Annotated in this window: 25 protein-coding genes; 13 read left to right on the top strand and 12 right to left on the bottom strand. The window is 67.5% G+C overall.

Going from position 1 to position 25,427, the window contains the following annotated elements:
- Nucleotides 1–8: 8 nt before the first annotated feature.
- Together fadA6 and kstR2 are read right to left on the bottom strand one after the other, a co-directional pair.
- Nucleotides 9–1,169 carry a steroid 3-ketoacyl-CoA thiolase FadA6 gene (gene fadA6, locus BLW81_RS10150; protein ID WP_083407051.1) on the bottom strand — a complete coding sequence of 387 codons (1,161 nt, stop codon included), beginning with the start codon at nt 1,167–1,169 and terminating at the stop codon, nt 9–11.
- Nucleotides 1,169–1,768, bottom strand: a complete 600-nt coding sequence (gene kstR2 / locus BLW81_RS10145) for a TetR family transcriptional regulator KstR2 (RefSeq protein WP_157897918.1) — start codon at nt 1,766–1,768, stop codon at nt 1,169–1,171. The genes fadA6 and kstR2 overlap by 1 nt, the downstream gene beginning before the upstream one ends.
- Nucleotides 1,769–1,853: 85 nt before the next feature.
- On the opposite strand from kstR2, the gene BLW81_RS10140 reads away from it, so the two are divergent.
- The 4 genes from BLW81_RS10140 to BLW81_RS10125 all read left to right on the top strand — a co-directional run bounded on the left by BLW81_RS10140 (nt 1,854) and on the right by BLW81_RS10125 (nt 4,896).
- On the top strand, nt 1,854–2,360 hold the full coding sequence (locus BLW81_RS10140) for a hypothetical protein (RefSeq protein WP_083407050.1): 507 nt from the start codon (nt 1,854–1,856) through the stop codon (nt 2,358–2,360).
- A gap of 67 nt (nt 2,361–2,427) precedes the next feature.
- Nucleotides 2,428–2,739: a DUF2563 family protein gene (locus tag BLW81_RS10135; protein WP_083407049.1), complete on the top strand. Its 312-nt coding sequence runs from the start codon at nt 2,428–2,430 to the stop codon at nt 2,737–2,739.
- 6 nt (nt 2,740–2,745) lie between these two features.
- Nucleotides 2,746–4,068, top strand: a complete 1,323-nt coding sequence (locus BLW81_RS10130; RefSeq protein ID WP_083407048.1) for a putative alpha/beta hydrolase — start codon at nt 2,746–2,748, stop codon at nt 4,066–4,068.
- A 213-nt stretch (nt 4,069–4,281) separates the two neighbouring features.
- A complete protein-coding gene (locus tag BLW81_RS10125; RefSeq protein WP_083407047.1) occupies nt 4,282–4,896 on the top strand; it encodes a hypothetical protein in 615 nt (204 codons plus the stop codon).
- A gap of 3 nt (nt 4,897–4,899) precedes the next feature.
- On the opposite strand, the gene ipdF is transcribed toward BLW81_RS10125, so the two are convergent.
- Nucleotides 4,900–5,694, bottom strand: a complete 795-nt coding sequence (gene ipdF / locus BLW81_RS10120; RefSeq protein WP_083407046.1) for a (5R,7aS)-5-hydroxy-7a-methyl-1-oxo-2,3,5,6,7,7a-hexahydro-1H-indene-carboxyl-CoA reductase — start codon at nt 5,692–5,694, stop codon at nt 4,900–4,902.
- On the bottom strand, nt 5,691–6,869 hold the full coding sequence (gene ipdE1 / locus BLW81_RS10115; RefSeq protein ID WP_083407045.1) for an acyl-CoA dehydrogenase IpdE1: 1,179 nt from the start codon (nt 6,867–6,869) through the stop codon (nt 5,691–5,693). The genes ipdF and ipdE1 overlap by 4 nt, the downstream gene beginning before the upstream one ends.
- A 47-nt stretch (nt 6,870–6,916) precedes the next feature.
- On the opposite strand from ipdE1, the gene fadD3 reads away from it, so the two are divergent.
- From fadD3 to ipdE2, 4 genes are read left to right on the top strand one after another with little or no spacing between them, the layout of a single operon-like run.
- Nucleotides 6,917–8,461, top strand: coding sequence for a 3-((3aS,4S,7aS)-7a-methyl-1,5-dioxo-octahydro-1H-inden-4-yl)propanoate--CoA ligase FadD3 (gene fadD3, locus BLW81_RS10110; RefSeq protein WP_083407044.1), 1,545 nt, complete (start codon nt 6,917–6,919; stop codon nt 8,459–8,461).
- Nucleotides 8,461–9,585: an acyl-CoA dehydrogenase family protein gene (locus BLW81_RS10105; RefSeq protein ID WP_083407043.1), complete on the top strand. Its 1,125-nt coding sequence runs from the start codon at nt 8,461–8,463 to the stop codon at nt 9,583–9,585. Before fadD3 ends, BLW81_RS10105 begins: the two co-directional genes overlap by 1 nt.
- A 4-nt stretch (nt 9,586–9,589) precedes the next feature.
- A complete protein-coding gene (locus tag BLW81_RS10100; RefSeq protein ID WP_083407042.1) occupies nt 9,590–10,543 on the top strand; it encodes an acyl-CoA dehydrogenase family protein in 954 nt (317 codons plus the stop codon).
- Nucleotides 10,543–11,484, top strand: coding sequence for an acyl-CoA dehydrogenase IpdE2 (gene ipdE2, locus BLW81_RS10095; protein ID WP_083407041.1), 942 nt, complete (start codon nt 10,543–10,545; stop codon nt 11,482–11,484). Before BLW81_RS10100 ends, ipdE2 begins: the two co-directional genes overlap by 1 nt.
- Here the strand turns inward: ipdE2 and BLW81_RS10090 are convergent.
- The gene (locus BLW81_RS10090; RefSeq protein WP_083407040.1) at nt 11,481–11,801 is read right to left on the bottom strand and encodes a DUF1330 domain-containing protein; all 321 of its coding nucleotides are present in this window, start codon (nt 11,799–11,801) and stop codon (nt 11,481–11,483) included. The two genes, ipdE2 and BLW81_RS10090, sit on opposite strands and share 4 nt — an antisense overlap.
- 35 nt (nt 11,802–11,836) lie before the next feature.
- Here BLW81_RS10090 and BLW81_RS10085 point away from each other — a divergent pair, with 35 nt between their 5' ends.
- On the top strand, nt 11,837–12,130 hold the full coding sequence (locus tag BLW81_RS10085; protein ID WP_083407039.1) for an ArsR/SmtB family transcription factor: 294 nt from the start codon (nt 11,837–11,839) through the stop codon (nt 12,128–12,130).
- A gap of 10 nt (nt 12,131–12,140) precedes the next feature.
- Nucleotides 12,141–13,307: a pyridoxal phosphate-dependent aminotransferase gene (locus tag BLW81_RS10080; RefSeq protein WP_157897648.1), complete on the top strand. Its 1,167-nt coding sequence runs from the start codon at nt 12,141–12,143 to the stop codon at nt 13,305–13,307.
- Here the strand turns inward: BLW81_RS10080 and BLW81_RS10075 are convergent.
- The 4 genes from BLW81_RS10075 to xylA form a co-directional block, all read right to left on the bottom strand.
- Nucleotides 13,304–14,581: a sugar ABC transporter permease gene (locus tag BLW81_RS10075; protein WP_083407038.1), complete on the bottom strand. Its 1,278-nt coding sequence runs from the start codon at nt 14,579–14,581 to the stop codon at nt 13,304–13,306. The two genes, BLW81_RS10080 and BLW81_RS10075, sit on opposite strands and share 4 nt — an antisense overlap.
- A 42-nt stretch (nt 14,582–14,623) precedes the next feature.
- Nucleotides 14,624–15,406, bottom strand: a complete 783-nt coding sequence (locus BLW81_RS10070) for an ATP-binding cassette domain-containing protein (RefSeq protein ID WP_083407037.1) — start codon at nt 15,404–15,406, stop codon at nt 14,624–14,626.
- A complete protein-coding gene (locus tag BLW81_RS10065; RefSeq protein ID WP_083407036.1) occupies nt 15,406–16,482 on the bottom strand; it encodes a sugar ABC transporter substrate-binding protein in 1,077 nt (358 codons plus the stop codon). The genes BLW81_RS10070 and BLW81_RS10065 overlap by 1 nt, the downstream gene beginning before the upstream one ends.
- Nucleotides 16,483–16,571: 89 nt before the next feature.
- On the bottom strand, nt 16,572–17,795 hold the full coding sequence (xylA, locus tag BLW81_RS10060; protein ID WP_083407035.1) for a xylose isomerase: 1,224 nt from the start codon (nt 17,793–17,795) through the stop codon (nt 16,572–16,574).
- 135 nt (nt 17,796–17,930) lie between these two features.
- On the opposite strand from xylA, the gene BLW81_RS10055 reads away from it, so the two are divergent.
- Together BLW81_RS10055 and BLW81_RS10050 are read left to right on the top strand one after the other, a co-directional pair.
- Complete coding sequence (locus BLW81_RS10055; protein WP_235632308.1) at nt 17,931–19,070, top strand: ROK family transcriptional regulator; 1,140 nt, start codon at nt 17,931–17,933, stop codon at nt 19,068–19,070.
- 34 nt (nt 19,071–19,104) lie between these two features.
- On the top strand, nt 19,105–20,385 hold the full coding sequence (locus BLW81_RS10050; RefSeq protein ID WP_083407033.1) for an HNH endonuclease: 1,281 nt from the start codon (nt 19,105–19,107) through the stop codon (nt 20,383–20,385).
- Here BLW81_RS10050 and BLW81_RS10045 read toward each other — a convergent pair.
- Genes BLW81_RS10045 through BLW81_RS10035 form a run of 3 tightly spaced genes read right to left on the bottom strand, consistent with a single transcriptional unit; the run spans nt 20,366 to nt 24,365 of the window.
- Nucleotides 20,366–22,264: an acetoacetate--CoA ligase gene (locus BLW81_RS10045; protein WP_157897647.1), complete on the bottom strand. Its 1,899-nt coding sequence runs from the start codon at nt 22,262–22,264 to the stop codon at nt 20,366–20,368. The two genes, BLW81_RS10050 and BLW81_RS10045, sit on opposite strands and share 20 nt — an antisense overlap.
- Nucleotides 22,261–23,007, bottom strand: coding sequence for a 3-hydroxybutyrate dehydrogenase (locus BLW81_RS10040; protein WP_083407032.1), 747 nt, complete (start codon nt 23,005–23,007; stop codon nt 22,261–22,263). Before BLW81_RS10040 ends, BLW81_RS10045 begins: the two co-directional genes overlap by 4 nt.
- Complete coding sequence (locus tag BLW81_RS10035) at nt 23,004–24,365, bottom strand: MFS transporter (protein ID WP_083407031.1); 1,362 nt, start codon at nt 24,363–24,365, stop codon at nt 23,004–23,006. Before BLW81_RS10035 ends, BLW81_RS10040 begins: the two co-directional genes overlap by 4 nt.
- A 110-nt stretch (nt 24,366–24,475) precedes the next feature.
- Between BLW81_RS10035 and BLW81_RS10030 the strand changes: the two genes are divergently transcribed.
- Nucleotides 24,476–25,384 carry a LysR family transcriptional regulator gene (locus BLW81_RS10030; protein WP_235632231.1) on the top strand — a complete coding sequence of 303 codons (909 nt, stop codon included), beginning with the start codon at nt 24,476–24,478 and terminating at the stop codon, nt 25,382–25,384.
- Nucleotides 25,385–25,427 lie beyond the last annotated feature (43 nt).

The raw sequence follows: 25,427 nt of genomic DNA, 5'->3' as shown, positions 1-25,427 counted from the left end.
CGACTAGGTCAGAGGCGCTCGATGATCGTGACGTTGGCGGTGCCGCCGCCCTCGCACATCGTCTGCAGACCGTAGCGACCGCCGGTGCGCTCCAAGGTGTTCAGCATCGTGGCGAACAGCTTGGCGCCGGTCGCGCCGAGGGGATGGCCGAGCGCGATCGCGCCGCCGTTCGGGTTGACCTTCGCGGGGTCGGCACCGGTCTCCTTCAGCCACGCCATCACCACGGGCGCGAACGCCTCGTTGATCTCGACGGTGTCGATGTCGTCGATCGACAGGCCGGTCTTCTTCAGCGCGTACTCGGTGGCGGGGATCGGGCCGGTCAGCATGAACACCGGATCGGCGCCGCGGGCGCTGATGTGGTGGATACGGGCGCGCGGCTTGAGGCCGTGTTCCTTGACGGCCTGCTCGGACGCGAGCAGGACCGCGCTCGCGCCGTCGGAGATTTGGCTGGCCATCGCCGCAGTCAGCCGGCCACCTTCGGAAAGCGTCTTCAACCCGGCCATCTTCTCCAGCGACGTGTCGCGCGGCCCTTCGTCGGTGACGAAGGTGCCGCCGTCGACCTCGACGGGAATGATCTCGTTCTCGAAGTAGCCCGAACGGATGGCCTCTTGGGCACGCTGGTGGCTGGTCAGCGAGAACTGCTCCATCTCCTCGCGCGAGATACCCCACTTCTCGGCGATGAGTTCGGCGCCGCGGAACTGGGAGATCTCCTGGTCGCCGTAGCGGTGCAGCCAGCTCTTGGATTCGTTGGTCGGCGAGGTGAACCCGAACTGCTCGGCCACCGTCATCGCCGAGCTGATCGGGATCTGGCTCATGTTCTGCATGCCGCCGGCCACGATCAGATCGGCGGTGCCGGACATGATCGCTTGTGCGCCAAAGGAAATGGCCTGCTGGCTGGAGCCGCACTGCCGGTCGACAGTGACGCCGGGCACCTCTTCGGGGAAGCCGGCGGCCAACCACGAGAGCCGGGCGATGTTGCCGGCCTGCGGCCCGATCGTGTCGAGGCAGCCGGCGATGACGTCATCGACCGCGCCCGGGTCGACGTCGTTGCGCTCGAACAGCCCGCGCCACCCGACAGCGCCGAGGTCGACGGGGTGGACACCGGCCAGCGAGCCGTTGCGTTTGCCGACGGCGGTGCGCACGGCGTCGATGACATAGGCCTCAGGCATTAGCGGTCCTTCTCTCTTGTGATGCCACCTAGAACGATAGCGAGGTATTGACGGCCGACTTCCTCGGCCGTGAGCGGTCCGCCGGGCTGATACCAGCGAACCGAAACCCAAGTGGTGTCGCGGATGAAGCGGTACACCAGGTCGACGTCGATGTCGGGCCGGAAATAGCCTTCCTCGACGCCCTGGTCGAGCAGGTCCAGCCACATCTTGCGCTGCTGCTGATTGCGCTCGTCCACGTAAGAGAACCGCTCCTGGTCCGACAGCCGCTTGGCCTCATCCTGGTAGATCACGACCTGGGCGTGCCGGTGCTCGATCGCCTCGAACGACGCCATGAACAGGCCCTTGAGGCGCTCCAGCGGATTCGGTTCGGTGTCGACGATCTCCTGGTAGCGGGCGAACAGCCAGTCCAGGAAGTTGCGCAGCACCTCGTCGACCATCTCCTCCTTGGAGGAGAAGTGGTGATACAGGCTGCCGGACAGGATGCCCGCGGAGTCGGCGATGTCGCGGACCGTCGTCGCGCGCAGGCCACGCTCGGCGAACATCGTCGCGGCGAGCTCCAACAGCTCGTCGCGTCGGCTCACCGATTGCTTCTGTGGCACCTCACCCACCGATACAGGGTATCAACCAAGCGCTTGCTCGGCCACGTCCTGACCGCCCGGTTCGAGTTTTCGGTACACATGAGCGGTGACCGACGACTCCCCCGGATTCTGGCGCCGACTCTCCCGGCGCACCAAGATCGTCATCATCGTCGACCTGGTCGTGCTGGCGGTCGTCCTCGGGGCGGCGGTGATCTTCCTCGGCGATCCGTGGTCAAAGTCGTCGACGTCGGATGCCGCCTCGACGACCAGCACCACGACGACGGCCCCTGAGTCACCGCTGCGGACCACCTACGGGCTCGCGTGGATCGTCGCGGCTTGCGGCGGGGCGATGACGCTGCAGGATCTGCCGAACTCACCGCTGCCACAGGCACAGGATTACGCGGTGTGCCTGGCTCCCGGGAGCGGCGCCTCGATCGTCATCGGGACGTACCGGAACAGATCCGAGCTTGACGAAGACGTCGCCGACCTGAAAGTCGCACACCGTATGGCGACAAACACCGACGACCACGGCAACGCCTGGCTGGTGGTCGTCGAGGGCGACAGCGTTGCGCCGCTACAACCCCTGCAGCGATACGGCTTTCAAGTTCAGTGACGCCGAAATTGGTGCGATGGGCAGCGAACAGCGATAGGTAGGCTCTGATCCGAAGATCGGAGGGTCAATGTACGTCGATACCGACATGCTGCGCATGGGTGCCGATTTCTCGAAGAGCGCCGGCGAAATCGTCAAGCGGGGCGCCGAGCAGTTCGCATCGACGACGGTGCCCTCCGGAATCTTCGGCGACTTCGACGCGGCCAATGACTTCCACAGCGCCCTGGGCCGTGCGCATGAGGCACAGTCCGCGCTGATGGGGTCCCACCGCGACAAGCTGGACAGCTTGGCCACCAAGGCCGATGTCGGGGCCGCGGCGTTCGTCAGACAGGACGAGGCCGGTGAAGCCGCGATATGCGCGGCGGGCGACGACATCGTCTGACCGCTCATGACGGTCGACCTCAAACACCTCGACGTCGGTGAGCTGACCGGGTCTGCCGGGGGCGATCCGTGGCGGGTGAACCGCACGATGCAAAGCGGCTCGCCCGGCGAGATCAGCGAGCTGGCGACGGCGTTCTACAACGCCGCCGCATGTACCACCGAGACCAGCAACGAATTCGCCGCGGCCCAGCAGCGTTTCGCGGCAGCCTGGGACCGCCAGGACGGCGGCGGACATCCGATCAATGACTCGGCCGAGGTCAAACGCGCTACGGAGTCACTGAAACTCAACGACGAGCAGATTGGCCGCATCGCCGTCGATCTGCAGAACGTCTCCGCGTCACTAGCCGAAGCGCAGCGCAGCGGCGACATCGCGATCTCCAACCTCGAGGCGGCGCTCAAATGGCTCGACAACCAGATCGACTATGAACTCGCGCTCGCTGCCGCCAATGGCGAGGAAGCCGACGTCTCCGAACTCAAGCAGGCGACCTTCGACAGAACACGCGAGGCACTCGATGCGGTGCAGGCGGTGCGCGACAGCTACGCCGAGCAGCTCGACAAGTCCCGCCTCGAGATGGCGGCCGAAGGGTACTCGCCTGATGCCACGAAGGGCAGCGAAGGGCAAGAAGAGGGCGGACCTGCGACGCAGGAGGCGAAGGCCGAGGCCGATCAGTACAGCAGCGGTCAGCGCGCTGCCGATCAGGCGCTGGTGAGTTCGCCGGGAGAGTGGACACCCGAGAAACAGGCTGCCGCAGCGAGATTGCGGGACTACGACATCATCAACGATCCGACGGCGAGCCTCGAACAGATGCGCTACGCCGGACAGCGGCTCGATGATTACCACACCGCCATCACTCCTGGCCCGCTCCCAAGAGATCCGGTCCTCGGCGGCGATGCCCGTACTCAGGCCCGCACCCGACTGGAAATACAGGCCAAGCTCGAGCAGGGGCTTCTCGGGGAAGCGCCCATGCCGCCGGACCAAGCCACCGCGATGATCAACCAAAGTGACGCACGGGCGCGGGAATTGGTGATCGCGCGTGTGCAGGAACGACTCGTACAGGCGGGGATGTCGCCGGAAGGCGCCGCCGCTGCAACCACGAGCATGGCCCATGGCGTGGTCCCGAAGGAACTCGCCGAGGCCGCGTCGGCCGCGGGCAAGCCTATTGCGGGCGGCAAGGAAGCCTTCAACTATTTCGCTCAGTCACTGCCCACAGGTGAACACTGGAAACCCGACGTGGCGACATTCTCGGTGAACGATGTTGAAGTGCTGAAGAAGATCGGCGGCAACTTGGGCTTCGCCGGTAACCTCATTGATGTCGGCGTGGGCCTGTAGGAATGGCAGACCGGCACACCAGGGGCGGAGGTCCTCGCCAAGACTGGCGGCAGCATGGGGGGAGCGCTCGCTCTTGGTGCGGTCGGCGCTCAGTTCGGTCTCGTCGCCGGACCGCCCGGCGCGTTCGTCGGAGCCTTTGTCCTCGGAACCGCTGGCGCAATCGGCGGTGAAGAAGCCGGAGAGCGGGTCTACAAGTGGCTTGCAGGGAGTTGAATGAACGACTTGTTCATGGTGATTGCGTTCATCGGTCTCGCGGCGGTCTTTTCAGCCCGACTGATGAACCCGAAGACCGGTCGGACCGTCTTCTGGGTGGCGACGACCGTCACATGCGCTTCCGTGTTCCTGATGGCATACCCGCCAGATCTCGGTGCCGGATTATTGATGGCGCTGGGAGTCGGGTTCTTCATCGTCGTCGCTGCCTACATCAACACCGAGTTGATAGTCGTTGGCGGAAAGACGTATTCGTTGTTCGCCGATCTCGATGGAGATGAGGACTACGGGGGCGGGCTGACCGCGACTAAAACATGGTGGCTCACAACGTTCGGGGTGACGATGGCCATCCTGATAGGGCTCACCTATTTCATCGATAGAGATTGGGTGTGGGCCCCGGTCGCCTCGGTCGTAGTCATAGCTTCCGCTGCCCTGTCGATCGGGTACCGCGACGCCTCGATGGACAAGCCCGTGGCCGCAGGTCAACGACTACAGTTCGGGGTCATTTCAGTGCTCACCGTAGGCGTCTTCACCCTCGCGTACCTCGGCGCTTACCAAACAAGCAGGCGCCGACTGCAGAACCGCCAGGCATACGGACGACATGGGAAACGGACGTAGCCGTCACGCCCGCTGGCTGGAAACCGAGATCACTTCTCCGGTAAGGTAACTGGAGTACTCACTGGCCAGAAACGCGATCGTGGCCGCGACCTCCCACGGCTCAGCGGCGCGGCCGAACGCCTCGCCTTCCGAAAGCCGGTCCAGCAGATCCGACGAGCTGGTCTTCTCGAGGAACTTGTGCCGTGCGATGCTCGGCGAGACCGCGTTGACCCGCACTCCGTATTCAACGGCCTCGACCGCGCTGCACCGCGTCAACGCCATCACCCCGGCCTTGGCCGCGGCGTAGTGCGACTGCGAATGCTGTGCGCGCCAACCCAAGACGCTCGCGTTGTTGACGATCACGCCGCCGTGGTCAGCCTCCCGGAAGTACCGCAGCGCCGCCCGCGTCGCACGCATCACCGAGGTCAGTGTGACATTGAGGACGCGGTCCCACTCCTCGTCGGTCATGTCGACGACCGGCGTCTGCCCGCCCAGCCCCGCGTTGTTGACCAGTACGTCCAGCCGTCCCATCCGCGCGGTCGTCGAGGCGATGAGAGCGTCGACCTGCGCCGTCGACGTCACGTCGCACACCACGCTCTCCACCCGGCCCAGGCCCAATTCGACCAACTGGTCGCGTGTTTCGCCCAACCGCCGCTCGTGATGGTCGGAGACCACGACGTCAGCACCCTCGGCCAGCGCCCGACGGGCCACCGAGGATCCGATCCCGGTGCCGGCCGCGGCCGTAACGACGACCACCTTGCCGGTCAGCAGGCCGTGGCCCTCGATCTCTTTCGGAGCTACAGAAAGATCCTTCGTCACCCTTTTGGTTCCCTCGGTAGGCCGAGCACCCGCTCGGCGATGATGTTGCGCTGCACCTCGTTCGATCCGCCGTAGATCGTGTCCGCGCGCGAGAACAGGAACAGCCGCTGCCATTCGTCGAAGTCGCCGTCGGTGAGCGTCAGCCCGTCGCGGCCGAGCACGTCCATCGCGATCTCACCGAGTTCACGATGCCAGTTGGCCCACAACAGCTTCGACACGTTGTCCTGACCGCCGCCCATGTCGCCGCCGAGGCGGCTCCGGTGCTGCCCCAGGTCCATCGTCGCCAGCGCATACGACCGCATCGTCCGCAGTCCCGCCCACGATCGGGCCAATCGCTCCCGGATCAACGGATCCTCCGCCGCCCCAGTCCGTTTCGCCAACTCCGCCACACCGGAGAGCTCACGCGCGTACTCGATCTGCTGGCCCAGCGTCGACACGCCGCGCTCGAACGTCAGCGTGCCCATCGCGACCCGCCAGCCGTCACCTGGCTCGCCGACCACCAGCGACGCGTCGGTGCGGGCGTCGTCGAAGAACACCTCGTTGAACTCCGAGTCGCCGGTCAACTGCACGATCGGGCGCACTTCGACGCCGGGCTGATCCAGCGGGACCAACAGATACGACAGGCCGGCGTGCCGCTTGGAGCCCTTCTCCGTGCGGGCGACGACGAAGCACCACTGCGCCCAGTGCGCCAGCGACGTCCACACCTTCTGCCCGTTGATCACCCACGCGTCACCGTCGAGCTCCGCCGTGGTCGACACATTCGCGAGGTCGCTGCCGGCGCCCGGCTCGGAGTAGCCCTGACACCACAACTCGGTGACGTCGAGGATCTTGGGCAGGAACCGCTGCTGTTGCTCGGGTGTGCCGTAGGCGATCAGCGTCGGGCCGAGCAGTTCCTCACCGAAGTGGTTCACCTTCGCTGGGGCGTTGGCGATCGCGTACTCCTCGTAGAACGCCACCCGGTGCGCGACCGACAGCCCGCGACCGCCGTGCTCCTCCGGCCAGCCCAGGCACGTCAACCCGGCCGCCGCCAGGTGCTGATTCCACGCGCGTCGTTCCTCGAACGCCTCGTGCTCGCGGCCGGGCCCGCCCAGGCCCTTGAGCGCGGCGTACTCGCCGACGAGGTTGTCGGCGAGCCAGTCACGGACCTCGGCCCGGAACTCCTCGACCTCTATCACCCTTGTAGGCTAACCTACCAAGCACTTGCTTTGTTGAGGGAGCGTCGATGAGTTCGGATCCAAGGACCATTCCCCAGGTCTTGGACCACATTGCCGACCGGTTCCGCGACCATCCGGCCCTGATCACCGAGGACCGCAGCTTCACCTTCGCCGAGCTGCGAGCCGAGGTCCGGCGCGCCGCCGCCGCCATGATCGAACTCGGCATCAGCGCCGGGGACCGCGTCGCGATCTGGTCGCCGAACACCTGGCACTGGGTGGTCGCCTGCCTGGCGACGCATTACGCAGGCGGGGTCATGGTGCCGCTGAACACCCGCTACACCGCCGGCGAGGCCACCGACATCCTCGCGCGCACCAACGCTCCCCTGCTGTTCGCGTCCGGTGAGTTCCTCGGCGCCGACAAGGCAGCTTCCATCGACCGCGGGGACGTCCCGGACCTCCGCCACATCGTGCGGGTCCCGGTGGAGAAGGACGACGGCACCTGGGAGGAATTCGTCGCCGCGGGCACCGACCTCGAAGCCGTCGACACCCGCGCCGCCGCAGTGCAACCGGACGACGTCTCCGACATCCTGTTCACCTCCGGCACCACCGGCCGCAGCAAGGGCGTGCTGTGCGCGCACCGGCAATCGCTGGCCGCCCCGGCGGCGTGGGCGGAGTGCGGGCAACTCAGCAGCGCCGACCGCTACCTGTGCATCAACCCGTTTTTCCACAACTTCGGATACAAGGCCGGCATCCTGGCCTGCCTGCAGACCGGCGCCACGCTCATCCCTCAGCTGACCTTCGATCCCGAGACGACGATGGCGGCCGTCCAGCGTCATCGCATCACGGTGCTGCCCGGCCCGCCCACGATCTACCAGACGCTGCTCGACCACCCGAAGCGCGGCGACTACGACCTGACCTCGCTGCGGTTCGCGGTCACCGGTGCCGCGACGATCCCGGTCGTGCTGATCGAACGGATGCAGACCGAACTCGACATCGACATCGTGCTGACCGCTTATGGCCTCACCGAGGCCAGCGGTTTCGGCACCATGTGCCGACCCGACGACGACGCTGTCACCGTCGCGACAACGTCGGGGCGCCCGATCGCGGATTTCGAACTGCGCATCGACAACCCGGCCGACGACGGCTCCGGTGAGGTCCTGCTGCGCGGGCCCAACGTGATGCTCGGCTACCTCGACGATCCCGACGCCACCGCCGCGACCATCGACTCCGACGGCTGGTTGCACACCGGTGACGTCGGCGCCGTCGACGACAGCGGCAACCTGCGTATCACGGACAGGCTCAAGGACATGTACATCTGCGGCGGGTTCAACGTCTACCCCGCCGAGATCGAGCAGGTGCTGGCCCGCCTGGACGGGGTGGCCGAGTCCGCGGTGATCGGCGTACCCGACGAACGGCTCGGCGAGGTCGGCAAGGCGTTCGTGGTCCGCAAACCCGGCGCGAACCTGGACGAGGAGACCGTGATCGCCTACACGCGTGAGCATTTGGCGAACTTCAAGACACCCCGCTCGGTGGAGTTCCTCGACGTACTGCCGCGCAACCCCGGGGGCAAGGTGGTCAAACCGATACTGCGCGAGAGGGCTGGAGCTTCCTGATGGACTTGAGTTTCGACGACGCGACACGCGAATTCCAGGCCGAGGTACGGGAGTTCCTGGCCGCCAACAAGGACAACTTCCCCACCAAGTCGTATGACACCGCCGAGGGATTCGAGCAGCACCGGCGGTGGGACAAGGTGCTTTTCGACGCCGGCCTATCGGTGATCACCTGGCCGGAGAAATACGGCGGCCGCGACGCCAGCCTGCTGCAGTGGGTGGTCTACGAAGAGGAATACTTCCGCGCCGGGGCGCCGGGCCGCGCCAGCGCGAACGGCACCTCGATGCTGGCACCGACGTTGTTCGCGCACGGCACCGAGGAGCAACTCGATCGCGTGCTCCCGAAAATGGCCAGCGGTGAGGAGATCTGGGCGCAGGCGTGGTCCGAGCCGGAGTCCGGCAGCGACCTGGCGTCGCTGCGCTCGACGGCCACCAAGACCGACGGTGGGTGGCTGCTCAACGGGCAGAAAATTTGGAGTTCGCGCGCCCCGTTCGGCGAGCGCGCATTCGGCCTGTTCCGATCGGACCCCGAAGCCGAGCGCCACCGCGGCCTGACGTACTTCATGTTCGACCTCAAGGCCGACGGCGTCACGGTGCGACCCATCGCACAGTTGGGTGGCGACACCGGCTTCGGTGAGGTCTTTCTCGACGACGTGTTCGTACCCGACAACGACGTGATCGGCGAGGTGCACGACGGGTGGCGCGCGGCGATGAGCACGTCGAGCAACGAACGCGGCATGTCGCTGCGCAGCCCTGCCCGCTTCCTCGCTCCGGCAGAACGCCTTGTCGCGCAATGGAAACAAGACTCCGACCCCGCGTACGCCGACCGGGTCGCCGACGCCTGGATCAAGGCCCAGGCCTATCGCCTGCACACCTTCGGGACGGTGACCCGGGTGGCCGGGGGTGGTGAACTGGGCGCTGAGTCGAGTGTGACCAAGGTGTTCTGGTCGGACCTCGATGTCGCCATCCATCAGACCGCGTTGGATCTGCGCGGTGCCGACGCCGAACTGGCCGACCACTGGACCGACGGGCTGTTGTTCGCGCTCGGCGGCCCGATCTATGCGGGCACCAACGAGATTCAGCGCAACATCATCGCCGAGCGCCTGCTGGGACTGCCCCGAAAGTAGACACATGAACTTCGAATTGGACGAACAGCAGCGCGACTTCGCCGCCAGCATCGACGCCGCGCTCGGCGCCGCCGACCTGCCGAGTGTGGTGCGAGCCTGGGCCGGCGGTGACAGTGCGCCTGGGCGCAAGGTGTGGGCACAACTGGCAGAACTCGGCGTCACCGCCCTCGCCGTGCCCGAGAAGTACGACGGGATCGAGGCCCACCCAGTAGATCTGGTGGTGGCCGCAGAGCGGCTCGGCCGCTGGTGTGTACCCGGCCCGGTGGCCGAATCCATCGCGGTTGCGCCTGTTCTGCTGGCCGACGACGACCGCGCCGTTGCGCTGGCCTCCGGGGAGCTGATCGCGACCGTCGCAGCACCGCCGCAGGTGCCGAGGGCCGTCGACGCCGACACCGCGGGGCTGATCCTGCTCGCCACCGACGGCGAGGTGTGCGACGGTACTGCAGGCGACCAGCACGAGTCCGTCGACCCCAGCCGAAAGCTGTTCGACGTCAGCGCCTCCGGCGACGGCAGGCCCGCCGACGTGGCGCGTGCCTACGAGTTCGGGGCGCTGACGACCGCGGCCCAACTCGTCGGTGCCGGGCAGGCGATGCTCGACATGTCGGTCGAATACGCCAAGCAGCGCAGCCAGTTCGGCAAGGCGATCGGCACCTACCAGGCGATCAAGCACAAGCTCGCCGACGTGCACATCGCCGTCGAGCTGGCCAGGCCGCTGATCTACGGGGCGGCGCTGTCACTGGCCGACGGTTCACCGGACACCGCGCGCGATGTCAGCGCCGCGAAGGCCGCCGCGTCCGACGCCGCACTGCTCGCGGCGCGCTCGGCGCTGCAGACGCACGGCGCCATCGGATTCACCCAGGAGCACGACCTGTCACTGTGGCTGCTGCGGGTGCAGGCGCTGCGCTCGGCGTGGGGAGATCCCGCGGTCCACCGCCGGCGGGTACTGGAGGCCTTCTGATGACCGAAGAACGGCAACTGCTCCGCGAGACCGTCGCGGCGCTGGTGGAGAAGCACGCATCGCCGGCCGCGGTGCGCGCGGCGATGGAATCCGAACGCGGATATGACGAATCGCTGTGGTCGCTGCTGTGCGAGCAGGTCGGTGCAGCCGCGCTGGTGGTGCCCGAAGAGCTCGGCGGGGCAGGCGGCGAGCTGGCCGACGCGGCCGTCGTCCTCGAGGAACTCGGCAAGGCGCTGGTTCCGACCCCGCTGCTGGGCACCACACTGGCCGAGCTGGCTCTGCAGGCGGCTGACGAGCCGGACACCGAAGCGCTCGAGGGTCTCGCCGAGGGCACGCAGGTGGGCACCGTGGTGTTCGACTCCGGCTACGTGGTCAACGGCGACATCGCCGACGTGGTGATCGGCGCCGACGGTGAGCGGCTGACCCGGTGGACGGGCATGACCGCCGAACGCCTCGATGCCATGGACCCGACCCGCCGACTGGCCCGCGTCGAGGCCCGGGAGACCACCGACATCGGCGCCGACCCCGGCCTCGCCGACACCGCGGCGCTGCTACTGGCGGCCGAGCAGATCGGCGCCGCCTCCCGCTGCCTCGACCTCACCGTGCAGTACACCAAGGACCGCGTGCAGTTCGGCAGGCCGATCGGCAGCTTCCAGGCCCTCAAGCACCGGATGGCCGACCTGTACGTCGCGGTGCAGTCGGCGCGAGCCGTCGTCGACGAGGCGATCTCCGCGCCGTCACCGACGGCGGCGGCGCTGGCCCGGTTCAGCGCCAGCGAGGCGTTCACCAAGGTCGCTGCCGAGGCCGTCCAGATGCACGGCGGTATCGCGATCACCTGGGAACACGACATCCAGCTGTATTTCAAGCGTGCACACGGCAGTGCGCAGCTGCTCGGCCCGCCGCGCGAGTACCTGCGGCGCCTGGAATCCGAGGTGCTCTAGGCGGTCGCGAAATCCGGTCCGCCCGCTTCCACGACGACGATGCTGCCGTCCCCGGCCTCCTTGCGCAGCTCGAGCCACGGGCGGTACTCCTCCGACTCGTAGAACTCGAGCAACCGCGTCATGGAGGGGAACTCGATCATCGTGATGAATTCCGGTTTCCAATCGCCCTCGAGCACTCGAGTCCGTTTGTGGCGCGAGTGATACACGCCGTCGAAAGCCTCGACGATGGCGCGGACCTGCACGGCGTACTCGGCCATACCTGCCGGGTTGCCGTACCCGGAGTCGGGATCGGCATGGATGAGGTAGGCGGCGGTCATGGCATCCGGACTCCTGCAGGCGGTGATATTGTTCGATGATCATCGTACAGTCTGTGTCCGACGGCATCACCGTTCTTCAAGCGCTCGCCGACCCGGTCCGCATCGGCATCGTCCGCCAACTGGCGGCACGCGACGGTGAACTCGGTTGCGGGGAACTCGACGTCCCTGTCACGAAATCGACGGCGAGCCACCACATCAGGACCCTCGTGTCGGCCGGCGTCGTCGGTGAGCGAGAGCAGGGCAGGAGGAAATTCCTCTGGCTTCGTCGCGCAGAACTCGACGACCTGTTTCCCGGACTGCTCGACGCGGTGCTCCGGGCGACCGGCTAGCGTTGGAGGGGTGAACGTCTCGCTTCGGTCCGGCATCCCGCCGTTCTATGTGATGGACGTGTGGCTGGCCGCCGCGGAGCGCCAGCGTAGCCACGGTGACCTGGTCAATCTGTCGGCCGGTCAACCGAGTGCGGGCGCACCGGCGGCGGTGCGCGCGGCAGCCAAGGAGGCACTCGACACGACCGTGCTCGGCTACACGGTCGCGCTCGGGATCCCGGAGTTGCGTGCGGCGATCGCCGGGCAGTATCTGGACCGGCACGGGCTGACGGTCGATCCGGACGACGTCGTGATCACGACGGGCTCCTCCGGCGGCTTCCTGCTGGCATTCCTGGCTTGCTTCGACGCCGGGGACCGGGTCGCGATAGCCAGCCCCGGCTACCCCTGCTACCGAAACATCCTGTCCGCGTTGGGCTGTGAGGTCGTCGAGATCCCGTGCGGCCCCGAGACCCGGTTCCAGCCCACGGTGCAGATGCTCGAGGCGCTCGACCCGCCGGTCCAAGGGGTCATCGTGGCCAGCCCGGCCAACCCGACCGGGACGGTGATCCCGCCTGAGGAACTCGCCGCGATCGCATCGTGGTGTTCGGCCGGCGGTGCGCGGCTGATCAGCGACGAGGTATACCACGGGTTGGTCTACGAGGGCGCGCCGGCGACCAGCTGCGCTTGGGCGACGTCGCGGGATTCCGTTGTGGTGAACAGCTTTTCGAAGTACTTCGCAATGACTGGCTGGCGGCTGGGTTGGCTTCTGGTGCCCAAGGAGCTGCAGCGCGCAGTGGACCGGCTGACCGGCAACTTCACCATCTGTCCACCGACGCTGCCGCAACTGGCGGCGGTCGCGGCCTTCAGCCCCGAGTCGATCGCCGAATCCGACGCGCTGCTGCACCACTACGCCGCCAACCGCCGATTGCTACTCGACGGATTGCGCGGTATCGGCATCGATCGGCTCGCCCCGACCGACGGCGCGTTCTACGTCTACGCCGACGTCTCACACTGGACCGAAGATTCGCTGACATTCTGCTCGAAGCTGTTGAACGACACCGGTGTCGCGATCGCACCGGGAATTGACTTCGATCCGCACCGCGGCGGCTCGTTCGTCCGGCTGTCGTTCGCGGGACCGACAGGCGACATCGCCGAAGCCCTGCGCCGTATCGGTGGCTGGCTGCCTTCTCAGCGTTCCTAGCTCAGCCCCGTCGAGGAGCGCCTGCGCCGCGAGATGGCGTCGACGCTGGCCGCCAGGAGCAGCACCCCGCCGGTCACCAGGAAGTTGATGTACGACGACTGGTTGAGCAGGCCGAGCCCGTTGGCGATCGTCGCCACCACCACACCGCCGATCACTGCGTCGATGGCCCGGCCCTTGCCGCCGAACAGGCTGGTGCCGCCGATGACGGCCGCCCCCACCGCGTACAGCAACGTGTTGCCCGCACCCGAGGACGCCGACACCTTGCCCGCGTAGGAGGCCGCGATGATGCCGCTGAGTGCCGCGAGCGACGAACACACCACGAACACCGAGATCCGGATCCTGTCCACCGAGATGCCGGCCCGCCGCGCCGCCTCGGCGTTGCCGCCGACCGCGTAGATGTGCCTGCCGTAGGAGGTGCGTTTGAGCACCACTGTCATCGCGATCAGCAGCGCGAGGATCAACGGCAACACATAGGGGATGCCGCGGATCTCGGCGTTGACGTTGACACTCCGGTTGACGCTGAGTATGTAGGTGACGCCGAGAACCACCGCGCCCACGCCGCCGACCCGGGCGGCGACGACGCCCAGCGGCGGGTGTGCCAGTTGCAGCGCCTTCTTACGCCGGTGCTGACCGAATTCAATTGCAGCGAACACGATTACGACGGCTGCAGCGATCGCCCAGCCGATGGTGACGGGCAGGTTTGCGATCGTGAGGCCGCGGATCACCGGGTCATCGACCCGCACGGAGCCACCCTCGCCGATGAGCTTGAGCGTGACACCCTGCAAGCCGAGAAAGAACGCGAGGGTGACGACGAACGACGGGATACCCAGCTTCGCGCGCAACAGCCCGATCGCCAGGCCGATCACTGCGCCGCAGGCAATTCCGGCCACCAGCGCAATCCACCACGGCCAGCCCGTGTTGACGACGGCCAACGCCATCGCACAGGCCGCCACCCCGCCTGCGACGCCGGCGGACAGGTCGATGTCACCGAGCAGCAGCACGAAGACCAGACCCATCGCCAGCACGCAGATCGAACCGGCCTGGGTGATGAGGTTGGCCAGGTTCAGCGCGGACAGGAACCTGTCGTTGGCCAGGCCGAACACGATGAACAGCACGACGAGACCCAGCACCGCGGGTAGCGAACCCATGTCGCCGCCGCGCACCCGGCGCAGGTAACCGCGCACGGCAGCACCGAATGTTTCGTCGGCGCGTGCGTCGCCGGAGAAGTCCGCATCCGCCAGCGTGACGTCGGACTCTGGTCGGACAGCGGTCATTTCGAGATCCTCTTCAGCGTTCCGGGGAGACACGACGGACGTTCACATCGACTCGGCGGCCTGCGCGGGCGCCAGCCCGAGGCTGCCCGACCGGCCTGCGGTGATCAGCTCCACCACCTGCCCGTGCGTGACATCGGATGCCTTGACGTCGGCGGCTACCCTGCCGAGGTACAGCGCGCAGATCCGGTCGGCGACCTCGAACACGTCGACCATGTTGTGCGAGATCAGCACGACGCCGAGGCCGCGGTCCGCCAGTCCGCGCACCAACTCGATCACCTGACGGGTCTGCGCGACCCCGAGCGCGGCGGTGGGCTCGTCGAGCAGGACGACCTTGCTGTTCCACAGCACCGATTTCGCGATCGCCACCGTCTGACGTTGTCCCCCTGACAAACTCGACACCGGCTGGCGCACCGACTTGACCGTCCGCACCGACAGCGAGGTGAGCGCGTCGCGCGCCATCGTCTCCATCCGCGCCTCGTCGAGCATGCCGCGGGACTTGAGTTCGCGGCCGAGGAACATGTTCTCGACGATGTCGAGGTTGTCGCACAGCGCGAGGTCCTGGTACACCACCTCGATGCCCAGGGCCGACACGTCGTTGGGGCTGCGCACCGTCACCGGTTTGCCCTCGAAGAGGTAGGTGCCGGTGTCGATGGGATGGATCCCGGCAATCGCCTTGACCAGCGTCGACTTGCCCGCGCCGTTGTCGCCGACAAGCGCCGTCACCTGTCCGGGGTAGACGCGGAAGTCGACGTCGTGCAGGACGTGCACGACGCCGAAACTCTTGTTGACGCCCCGCAGTTCGAGGATCGGTTCCCCGGTGTCCATCAGGCTCCCGCCGCTGTGCACATCTGCGCGAACTGCCCCGAGCACACCTCTTCCTTGGCCTGGCCGCCGTCGTCGAACACGACGTTGATGTTGTCCTTGGTGATCGACTTCGGCGTCAGCAGCACCGACGGCACGTCGCGGCCGCCGGTGTCATCGCGGGACGTGCTGGTGGTGTTCGGCTGCTCGCCGTTGGCGAGTGCAATTGCCACCTCCGCCAGTGCGTTGGCTTCCTCGGTCGCCGACTTGTAGACCGTCATGCACTGCGTGCCCGCGAGGATGTTCTGCAGCCCCTCGACCGTTGCGTCCTGACCGGTGACCGGGACCTGTCCGGCGCGCTTGTTCTTCTCCAGGATCGAGATGACCGAGCCGGCAAGGCCGTCGTTGGCGGCGTATACGCCGTCGACGCGACCGTCGGCGGCGGTGTAGAGCTGCTCGAAGATGGTGACCGCCTTGTCGGTGTCCCAGTCGGGCACCGCCTGCTCACCGACGATGGTGACCGACGGCGTCGCGTCGACCACCGAGTGCGCGCCCGTGCTGAACAGCGTCGCGTTGTTGTCGGTCGGAGAACCGTTGAGGAACACCACATTCGCCGGACGGCCGCCGAGGCAGTCGACGAGGCCCTGCCCTTGCAGTTCGCCGACCTTGGTGTTGTCGAACGACACGTAGACATCGGCGGAACCGCCCAGCGTCAGGCGGTCGTAGTCGATGGTCTTGACGCCCTGGGCGGCGGCCTTCTCCTGGATCGAGGCGCCGCTGTCGGAGTCGAGGTTCACGATCGCCAGCACCGTGACCCCGTCGGCGATCATCCCGTCGGCGATCGTGGCCATCGTGTCCGCCGAACCCTCGGCGTTCTGGATGGTGTAGTCGACACCGGCGTTCTTGAACGCCTGCTCGAGCGCGGGCCTGTCCTTGGTCTCCCACCGCACCGACGACTTGGTGTCCGGCAGGATGACCCCGACCTTGCCCGTCCCGGAGGCACTCGGCGCCGAGTCCGAGCTCGAATTGGATCCGCACGCGGTCATGGTCAGGCTGACGCCGACGACGGCGGTGATGAGCATGCTGCTGGTTCGCTTCACGGAGATCCTTCCGAAGATGTCGCCTACGGCATTTGTTGCGTGCTTATACATATAACGTGATCCAGGTCACTCTGCCAGCCCGAGAATCGTCAACGGGCGCCCATCAGGTGCTCCACGGCCAGTTGGTGCAGTGCGACGAAGCCGCCGCCCTTCCCGCCGAAGTAGGCACCGGCGTCGAAGTCCTCGAAGGCGGCGCGGTCCGCGAGCAGGTCGGCGTACGTCTCCCCGTCGGCCAGCGTCGGGGTGCGCAGTTCGGACACCTTGGCCGCCGTCATCGCCTCCTGCACCTGAGGGTCGGCGCGGAACGCCGCGGCCCGCTGGCGCAGCAGCAGATACATGCGCATGTTCGCCGCCGCAGACGCCCAGACCCCGTCGAGATCCTCGGTGCGACTGGGCTTGTAGTCGAAGTGGCGGGGCCCCTGGTAGGCGGGCGTGCCGTCGGGCCCGCCGTGTTCGAGCAGGTCCACCAGGGAGAACGCGTTGATCAGGTCGCCGTGGCCGAACACGAGATCCTGGTCGAACTTGATGCCGCGCTGCCCGTTCAGATCGATGTGAAAGAGCTTGCCGCCGTAGAGAGCTTGGGCGATTCCGTGCATGAAGTTCAGGCCCGACATCTGCTCGTGGCCGGTCTCGGGATTGACGCCCACGAGCTCGGGGTGTGCCAGGGTCTCGATGAACGCCAGCGCGTGCCCGACGGTCGGTAGCAGGATGTCGCCGCGCGGCTCGTTGGGCTTCGGCTCGATCGCGAAGCGGATGCTGCTGCCCTGGTCGATCGCATACTGGCACAACACGTTCAACGCCTCGCGGTACCGCTCCAGGGCCGCCTGGACGTCCTTGGCCGAGTCGTATTCGCTGCCTTCCCGGCCGCCCCACAGCACGAACGTCTGGGCGCCGAGTTCGAATGCCAGGTCGAGGTTGCGCAGCACCTTGCGCAGCGCGAAGCGGCGAACCTCGCGGTCGTTGCTGGTGAATCCGCCGTCCTTGAACACCGGCTGGGAGAACAGGTTGGTGGTCACCATGGGCACTACGAGGCCCGACGCGTCCAGTGCATTGGTCAGCCGGTCGATCGCCCGCCGGCGTTCGGCATCGGTGCTGCCGAACGCGAACAGGTCGTCATCGTGGAAGGTCAGTCCGTAGGCGCCCAGGTCGGCGAGTCGGTCGACGGCCTCGACGGCGTCGAGCGCGGGTCGGGTGGCGACACCGAACGGGTCGATGCCCGTCCATCCGATGGTCCAGAGTCCGAACGAAAATTTGTCCTCGCGCCTGGGGGTCAGTGCGTCGGAGGCGGGAAGGCTGGATTCCAGCACGGTCATGGCGGGCTCCCGGTTGCGATACCTTAGATTTGTTCTCCGGGCGAACATAAGATGTGGCCTGGGCCACTGTCAAGGTTCGGATGTGGAGGGGGTCGCGCGCCGGTGAAAGCCACACAGGACCATCGAACGGTGCGGATGGGGACCAGCAACGACGACGTCCGCCGGCGCAACCTGTCCAGCGTGCTGACATTGGTTCACCGGCACCGGGCGATCAGTCGCGCCGAGCTCACCCGCCACACGGGTCTGTCACGGTCGACGACGAAGGACCTCGTCGAGGAACTGGTTGCACGCGGGCTGGCCGAAGAGGCGCCCGGCCCCGCGGTGTCACAGGTCGGCCGGCCGAGCCCGATCGTGCGCCCGGGCGATCGGATGCAGGCGGTCGCCGTCACCCCCGAGGTCGACGCGGTCACCGTCGGCCTGGTCTCGATGGGCGGCGCCGTGCGCGAGGTGATCCGGCGCCCTACGGAACGGGTGCCGACACCGGCCGACACCGTGGCGATCGCTGCCGAGGCGATCGGCGGCATCCAGCGCAGTTTGCGGCCCGACCAGACGGTGACCGCGGTGGGCATTGCGGTGCCAGGGCTGGTGCACGGTCCGCAGTCAGCAGTGCAGCTGGCACCCAACTTGGATTGGCACGATGTCGAGATCGGCGAAATGCTCAGCGAAGCAACAGGATTGACGGTGTTCGCCACCAACGACGCCAACGCCGGTGCCGTGGCCGAGCACCTGTTCGGCAACCATCCCGACGCCGACCACCTCATCTACGTCAACGGTGGCCCCAGCGGCGTCGGCGCGGGCTTCGTGGTCGCCGGCGGACTGCTCGAGGGCGTCGCGGGATATGCGGGCGAACTCGGACACACGTTCGTCGGGGGTGGCGAGCAGTGCCACTGCGGCAGCATCGGTTGTCTCGAGACGGAGGTGACCCAGGCGCCGTTGGCGCGCCTGCTCGCCGAGCTGGACGGCCAGACCGATGCGCCGGCCCAGCCCAGCTCCGCCGAACGCGACGTGCTCACCCGGCAGGCGCGCGCGTTGGCAATCGCCCTCGGCAACGCCGTGAACATGCTGAACCCGAAGCTGATCGTGCTCGGCGGTTTCCTGCGGGTGTTTCCCGCGTTCGCGGCGCCGGTGCTGCGCGAGGAGTTAGGGCGGCACAGCATGGCGGCGCCGTCCGGTCTGGTGCGCGTGGTGCCGGCGACACTGGGCGCCGACACGCTGATGATCGGCGCCGCCGAGTTGGCATTTGCACCTGTTCTCGCAGATCCGGGTCGGTTTTGAGGGTTTGTCGGTAGCGCGGTGTAGCGTTGGGCCCATGATCGAACATGTGTTCGAGATCGACCCGTCCGCGAGCGAGGAATGCTTGCGGGAGCGGGTCGAGGACCTGGAGCGGTTGAAGTCGAAAGCCGCGGCGGCGCAGGCGAGGGCGACCGCCTTGTGGCGGGCCAAGCGCCACGCCGCCGAGAAGGCGGCCGGGGTGCCTGCGAGCAAGCGGGGCCGCGGGTTGGCCAGTGAGGTGGCGTTGGCGCGCCACGAAGCCCCCGCCACGGGCGGGCGCCATCTCGGGTTCGCGACGGCCCTGGTCGAGGAGATGCCGTACACGCTGGCCGCGCTGGAGTGCGGAGCGCTTTCGGAGTGGCGGGCGACGTTGATCGTGCGCGAGTCGGCGTGTTTGAGTGTCGAGCACCGCGCCCGGTTGGACGCCGAGATGTGCCGCGACGTCGCGCGTCTCGACGGGTGGGGTGACAAACGCATCGCGGCCGAGGCCAAAAAGATCGCCTGTGAGCTCGACGTCGCCGCGGTGGTGGACCGTTCCGCCAAGGCGGCCGAGGATCGGCGGGTCACCATCCGCCCGGCGCCCGACTCGATGACCTATGTGACCGCGCTGCTGCCCGTTGGTCAGGGCGTCGCTGTCTATGCGAGCTTGAAACGGTCCGCTGACACCACCTTTGACGGCCGCTCGCGCGGGCAGGTGATGGCCGACACGCTGGTGCAGCGGGTCACCGGCCGGCCCGCTGAGCAGCCGGTGGATGTGACGCTGAATGTGGTCATGGCCGACACCACGCTGATGGGCGACGATGACGCGCCGGCGTGGCTGCAGGGCTACGGCCCGCTGCCCAGTGCGATCGCGCGGGGGCTGACCGGTGACGCGGTGCGCGACGCCGCGGCGAAGGCGATGTTGCGTCGGCTGTACCGCCATCCGGGCAGCGGTCAGTTGGTGGCGATGGAGTCACAAGCCCGGGCCTTCCCGAAGGGACTGGCGGCGTTCATCGACCTGCGCGATCAGACCTGTCGAACGCCCTACTGCGACGCCGAGATTCGGCACCGCGACCACGCCGTCCCGCGGCGCCGCGGCGGGCCGACCAGCGCCGGCAACGGGCTCGGGGCATGCGCGGCGTGCAACTACGCCAAAGAGGCGCCGGGCTGGTCGGTCGTCACCAGCGAACGCGCCGGCGTGCACCACGCCGAATTCACCACGCCCACGCGAGCGACCTACCGATCCACCGCTCCGCCACTGCCCGGGCCGCCGGTACGCAAAGTCAGCCGCCTCGAAGGCCGGCTGAGCATCGACCTGATCACCTTCGACGCTGCGTGACGTACCAGTCGAGCAGCGCCGGGTCGTCGACGGCGCTGCGCTCGACGACCTTGCCGGGGTCGGCGCCCTGGAACAGCTTCTTGATCGGCACCTCGAGCTTCTTGCCGGTGCGGGTGTGCGGTACGCCGGGCGCGACGATGATCTCGTCGGGCACATGCCGCGGCGACACCTCGGTGCGGATTGTGTCCTTGATCCGGTCACGCAGGTCGTTGGTCAACTCGCCACCGTCGGCGAGCACGACGAACAGCGGCATCCAGTATCCGCCGTCGGGTTGCTCGGCGCCGATGATCAACGCCTCGGCCACCTCGGGCAGTCGTTCGACGGCCTGATAGATGTCGGCGCTGCCCATGCGGATGCCGTGCCGGTTCAGCGTCGAATCGGACCGGCCGTGCACGACGACGCTGCCGCGGTCGGTGATCGTGATCCAGTCGCCGTGCCGCCACACTCCGTCGAACATCTCGAAATACGCCGAGCGGTATCGGGATCCGTCGGCGTCGTTCCAGAAGCTGACCGGCATCGACGGCATCGGCTTGGTCACCACCAACTCGCCGACCTCGTCGCGGACCGGATTGCCGGATTCGTCCCACGAGTCGAGCGCGCACCCGAGATACGGCGCCGACAACTCGCCCGGCCACACCGGGACGGTGCGCACGCCGCCGATGAACGCCGACACCACGTCGGTGCCGCCGCTGATCGAGGCGACCTGCACATGCTCGCCGACGTTGTCCCGCAGCCACAGCGACGAGGACGGCGGCAGCGACGAACCGGTGATGCCGACGGTGCGCAGCGCCGACAGATCGTGTTCTTTACGCGGCACCGCGCCGGCTTTCGCGCAGCCCAGCACATACCCGGGGCTGGTGCCCAGGACGGTCGCCTTGACACGAGCGGCGATGTCCCACAGCGCGTCCGGCTGGGGGGCGTTGGGGCTGCCGTCGTAGCAGACGATCGTCGCGCCGACCAGAAGTCCGGCCACTTGGAAGTTCCACATCATCCAGCTCGGGCTGGTGTACCAGAAGAAGGTGTCGTCAGACCCGATGTCGCACTGCAGCGCAACAGCTTTCAGATGCTCGAGCAGGACGCCGCCGTGGCCGTGCATGATGCCCTTGGGCAGTCCGGTGGTGCCCGAGGAGAACAGGATCCACAGCGGATGCGCGAAGTCCACGGCAGTGGTGGCAAGCGGCTCGGTGCTCGACTCGGCGAGCTCGGAGGCCATCACGGTCGCCCGCAGTGTGGGCAGTCCGGCTTGCAGTGCTGCGATGTCGGCGGACTTGTCGCGGAACTTTCCGCCATAGGTGTAGCCGTCGGCAGTCACCAACACCGTGGGCTCCAGCTGACCGAGGCGGTCGAGCGCGGCCTTGGCCGAGTAGTCCTGACCGCAGGCACTCCAAATCGCCCCGATGCTCGCGGCGCCGAGGAACGCGATCACCGCCTCGGGGATGTTGGGCAGATACCCGATCACCCGGTCACCGGCGGCCACGCCGAGCGAACGCAGCCTGGCCGCGAACGCGGCGGCGCGCCCGAGCAGGTCTGCCCACGACACCTCGGTCGTCGCACCCCCCTCGGCGACGTAAAGGATGGCGGGACGGTCCGAGCGCGCGTTACGCACCACCTGGTCGACGTAGTTGAGCCGGGTACCCGGAAACCACTGCGCGCCGGGCATTTCGGTGGAGCTGAGCACGGTGTCCGGCCGGTCGCCGAGCTCGAAGTAGTCCCACAGCGCCGCCCAGAACGCATCCGGCTCGTCGACCGACCACTGCCACAGCGACCGATAATCGGCGAAACTCAGCCCGGTCCGGTCGCCGACGAACCGCGCGAAATCGGTGACCTTGGCGCCGGAGACGTCGGAGTCGGTCGGCGTCCACTGCGCGGTGGTGCTCACCGGGCGCTCCAGCCGCCGTCCATCGTGTACGACGCCCCGGTGACCATCGCGGCAGCCGGCGAGGCCAGCCACGCGACGAGCGAGGCCACCTCATCGGGTTCGACAAGTCGCTTGATCGCACTCTCCTTCAGCAGGATGTCCGCGATCACCCTATCTTCGTCGATGCCGTGCGTGCGGGCCTGATCGGCGATCTGCTTGGTCACCAGCGGAGTGCGCACATAACCGGGGTCGACGCAGTTGCTGGTGACCCCGTGCGGCCCACCCTCCAGCGCGGTCACCTTCGACAATCCTTCGAGGCCGTGCTTGGCGGTGACGTAGGCGCTCTTGAACTCCGAGGCTCGCAGGCCGTGCACCGAGGAGATGTTGACGATCCGGCCGAACTCCTGTTCGTACATGTGCGGTAACGCCGCCCGGATCAACAGGAACGGTGCCTCGACCATCAGCGCGAGCAGGAACCGGAACCGTTCGGGCGGGAACTCGGCGATCGGGCTGACGTGCTGGACGCCGGCGTTGTTGACCAGGATGTCGATGTCGAGCCGCAGCTCCTCGAGCGCGGACACGTCGGAAAGGTCGATCGCCCAGTGCTTTCCGCCGATCTCCTCGGCGACCGTCTTGGCGGCGGCCTCGTCGAGGTCGGCCACGGTGACCGTGGCACCCCGCGCAGCCAGCGTCCTGGCGCAGGCCGCACCGATCCCGCTCGCGCCGCCGGTGACGAGTGCCGCGCGGCCCGCGAGGTCGCTCATACGACTCCGGCCCTGGACAGCTGCTCACGGTCGGCGGCGTCGAGGGTCGCCAGGTCCAGTCCCTTGGTCTCGCGGGTGAACAGCGCGGCCACCAACGTGATCGCCGCAGCGCCCGCGAGGTACAGCGCAATCGGGACCGACGAACCGAACCTGTCGAGCAGCCACGTCGCGATCGCGGGCGCCAGCGACCCCGCGACGATCGAGGTCACCTGATAGCCAAGCGACACACCGGAATAACGCATCCGCGTCGGGAACATCTCAGCCATGATCGCGGGCTGCGGCGAGTACATCAGCGCGTGGATGATCAGGCCGAGGATGATCGCGGCCATGATGAGCAGGTAGGAGCCGCTGTTCATCATCGGGAACGCGAAGAACCCCCACGTGCCGGCCAGGATCGCGCCCACGATGTAGACGGGCCTGCGACCGAAGTGATCCGACAGGCGACCCACCTGCGGAATGACCACGAAGTGCACCGCATGCGCGGCCAGCAGCCACCACAGGATGTCGCCGGTGTCGGCGCCGACGTGCGTCTTGAGGTACACGATCGAGAACGTGACCACGAGGTAGTACATGATGTTCTCGGCGAACCGCAGCCCCATCGCGGTGAAAACGCCTCGGGGATAACGCCGCAACACCTCGAACACGCCGTAGGACACGGCCTTGACGCGTTCGACCTCTTCCTGCGCCGCCACGAAGATCGGGGCGTCGGTGACCTTGGTGCGGATGTAGTAGCCGATCAGCACGACGACCGCGGAGAGCCAGAACGCCACGCGCCAGCCCCAGGACATGAACGCATCCTCGGGGAGCACGCCGGTCAGCACCAGCAGCACGACGGTCGCGAGCATGTTGCCCACCGGCACCGCGGCCTGCGGCCAACTCGCCCAGAATCCGCGTCGATCGTCGGGGCTGTGCTCGGCGACGAGCAGCACCGCGCCGCCCCACTCGCCGCCGACCGCGAAGCCCTGCATGAACCGCAGGACCACCAGCAGGATCGGCGCCCACACGCCGATCTGGTTGTAGGTGGGCAGACATCCCATCAGGAAGGTGACGGCGCCGACGAGCAGGATCGCGAACTGCAGCAGCTTCTTGCGGCCGTACTTGTCGCCGAAGTGTCCGAACACGATCCCGCCGAGCGGTCGCGCGACGAACCCGACCGCGTAGGTCAGCAGGGCCGCGATCAGCCCGCTGGCCTCACTGGTGCCCTCGGCGAAGAACACCTTGTTGAAGACCAGTGTGGCGGCGGTGGCGTAGAGGAAGAACTCGTACCATTCGACGACCGTGCCGGCCATCGACGCGACCACGACGCGCTTGAGGCCGGTCGAGATCGGTCCACCGGTCGAGTCGTTGGTGACACTCATCGGAAACTCCTTCGGCTGTGATGCCGGGCACAGGCGGCTGTGAGTATTCACGCAGATACCCCACGCCCGCAATGGTCAAAACCGCACCGGCTGTCTGCGAAAATGCAGATATGTCGTTTCCGACCGGGCGGCGGCCCAGCGCCGACGACCTGCTCGTGTTGCTCGCGGTCGGTCGGACCGGCCGGTACAACCTCGCGGCCGAGGAGCTCGGCCTCAACCACACCACCATCTCGCGCCGCATCGCCGCTCTCGAAGAGGCGGTCGGCGGGCGGGTGCTGGTGCGCGGTGCCGGCGGCTGGGAACTGACCGACCTCGGGCGCGACGCGCTATCCGCCGCGGAAGCCATCGAGTCGGCGGTGCGGTCGCTGAACCCAGGGGGCGAGCGCAGCCTGGAAGGTGTCGTGCGGATCTCCGCGACCGACGGCTTCTCGGCCTACATCGCCGCACCCGCCGCCGCGCGCGTGCAGCGTGAGCACCCCAATGTCGCCGTCGAGATCGTGGCCACCACCCGCCGCGCCACTCAGCAGCGGTCCGGCCTGGACGTGGAGATCGTCGTCGGCGAGCCGAAGGTGCACCGCGCCGAGGCCATCCGACTGGGCGACTACTGCCTCGGCCTCTACGGCGCCCGGTCCTACCTCGCGGAGCAGGGCACCCCAACCAGCACCGCGGAACTCGAGCGCTACCCGCTGGTGTACTTCATCGACTCGATGCTGCAGGTCGACGACCTCGACGTGGCCGCCAGCCACACCCCCGCCATGCGCGAATCGGTCACCTCCACCAACGTTTTCGTCCATGTGGAGGCGACGCGGGCGGCGGCGGGGCTCGGCCTGCTGCCTTGCTTCATGGCCGACCGCCACGACGACCTGGTCCGCGTGTTACCCGACGAGGTGTCGGTGCGGCTGACGTACTGGCTCGTCACCCGCGCCGAGACGCTGCGCAGGCCCGAGGTCGCCGCGGTCGTCGACGCGATCCGGGCGCGGGTCCAGGACCAGCACGACGTGCTGCTGGGGCGACGCTGAGAGCACACGAAAAAGGCACCCCAGCCGGGGTGCCTTCTTCGTG

The organism is Mycolicibacterium rutilum (assembly GCF_900108565.1).
GTDB classification, from domain to species: Bacteria; Actinomycetota; Actinomycetes; order Mycobacteriales; family Mycobacteriaceae; genus Mycobacterium; species Mycobacterium rutilum.
Note: the sequence above shows the minus strand (reverse complement) of the source record. Positions and strands in the feature narration are given on the sequence as shown.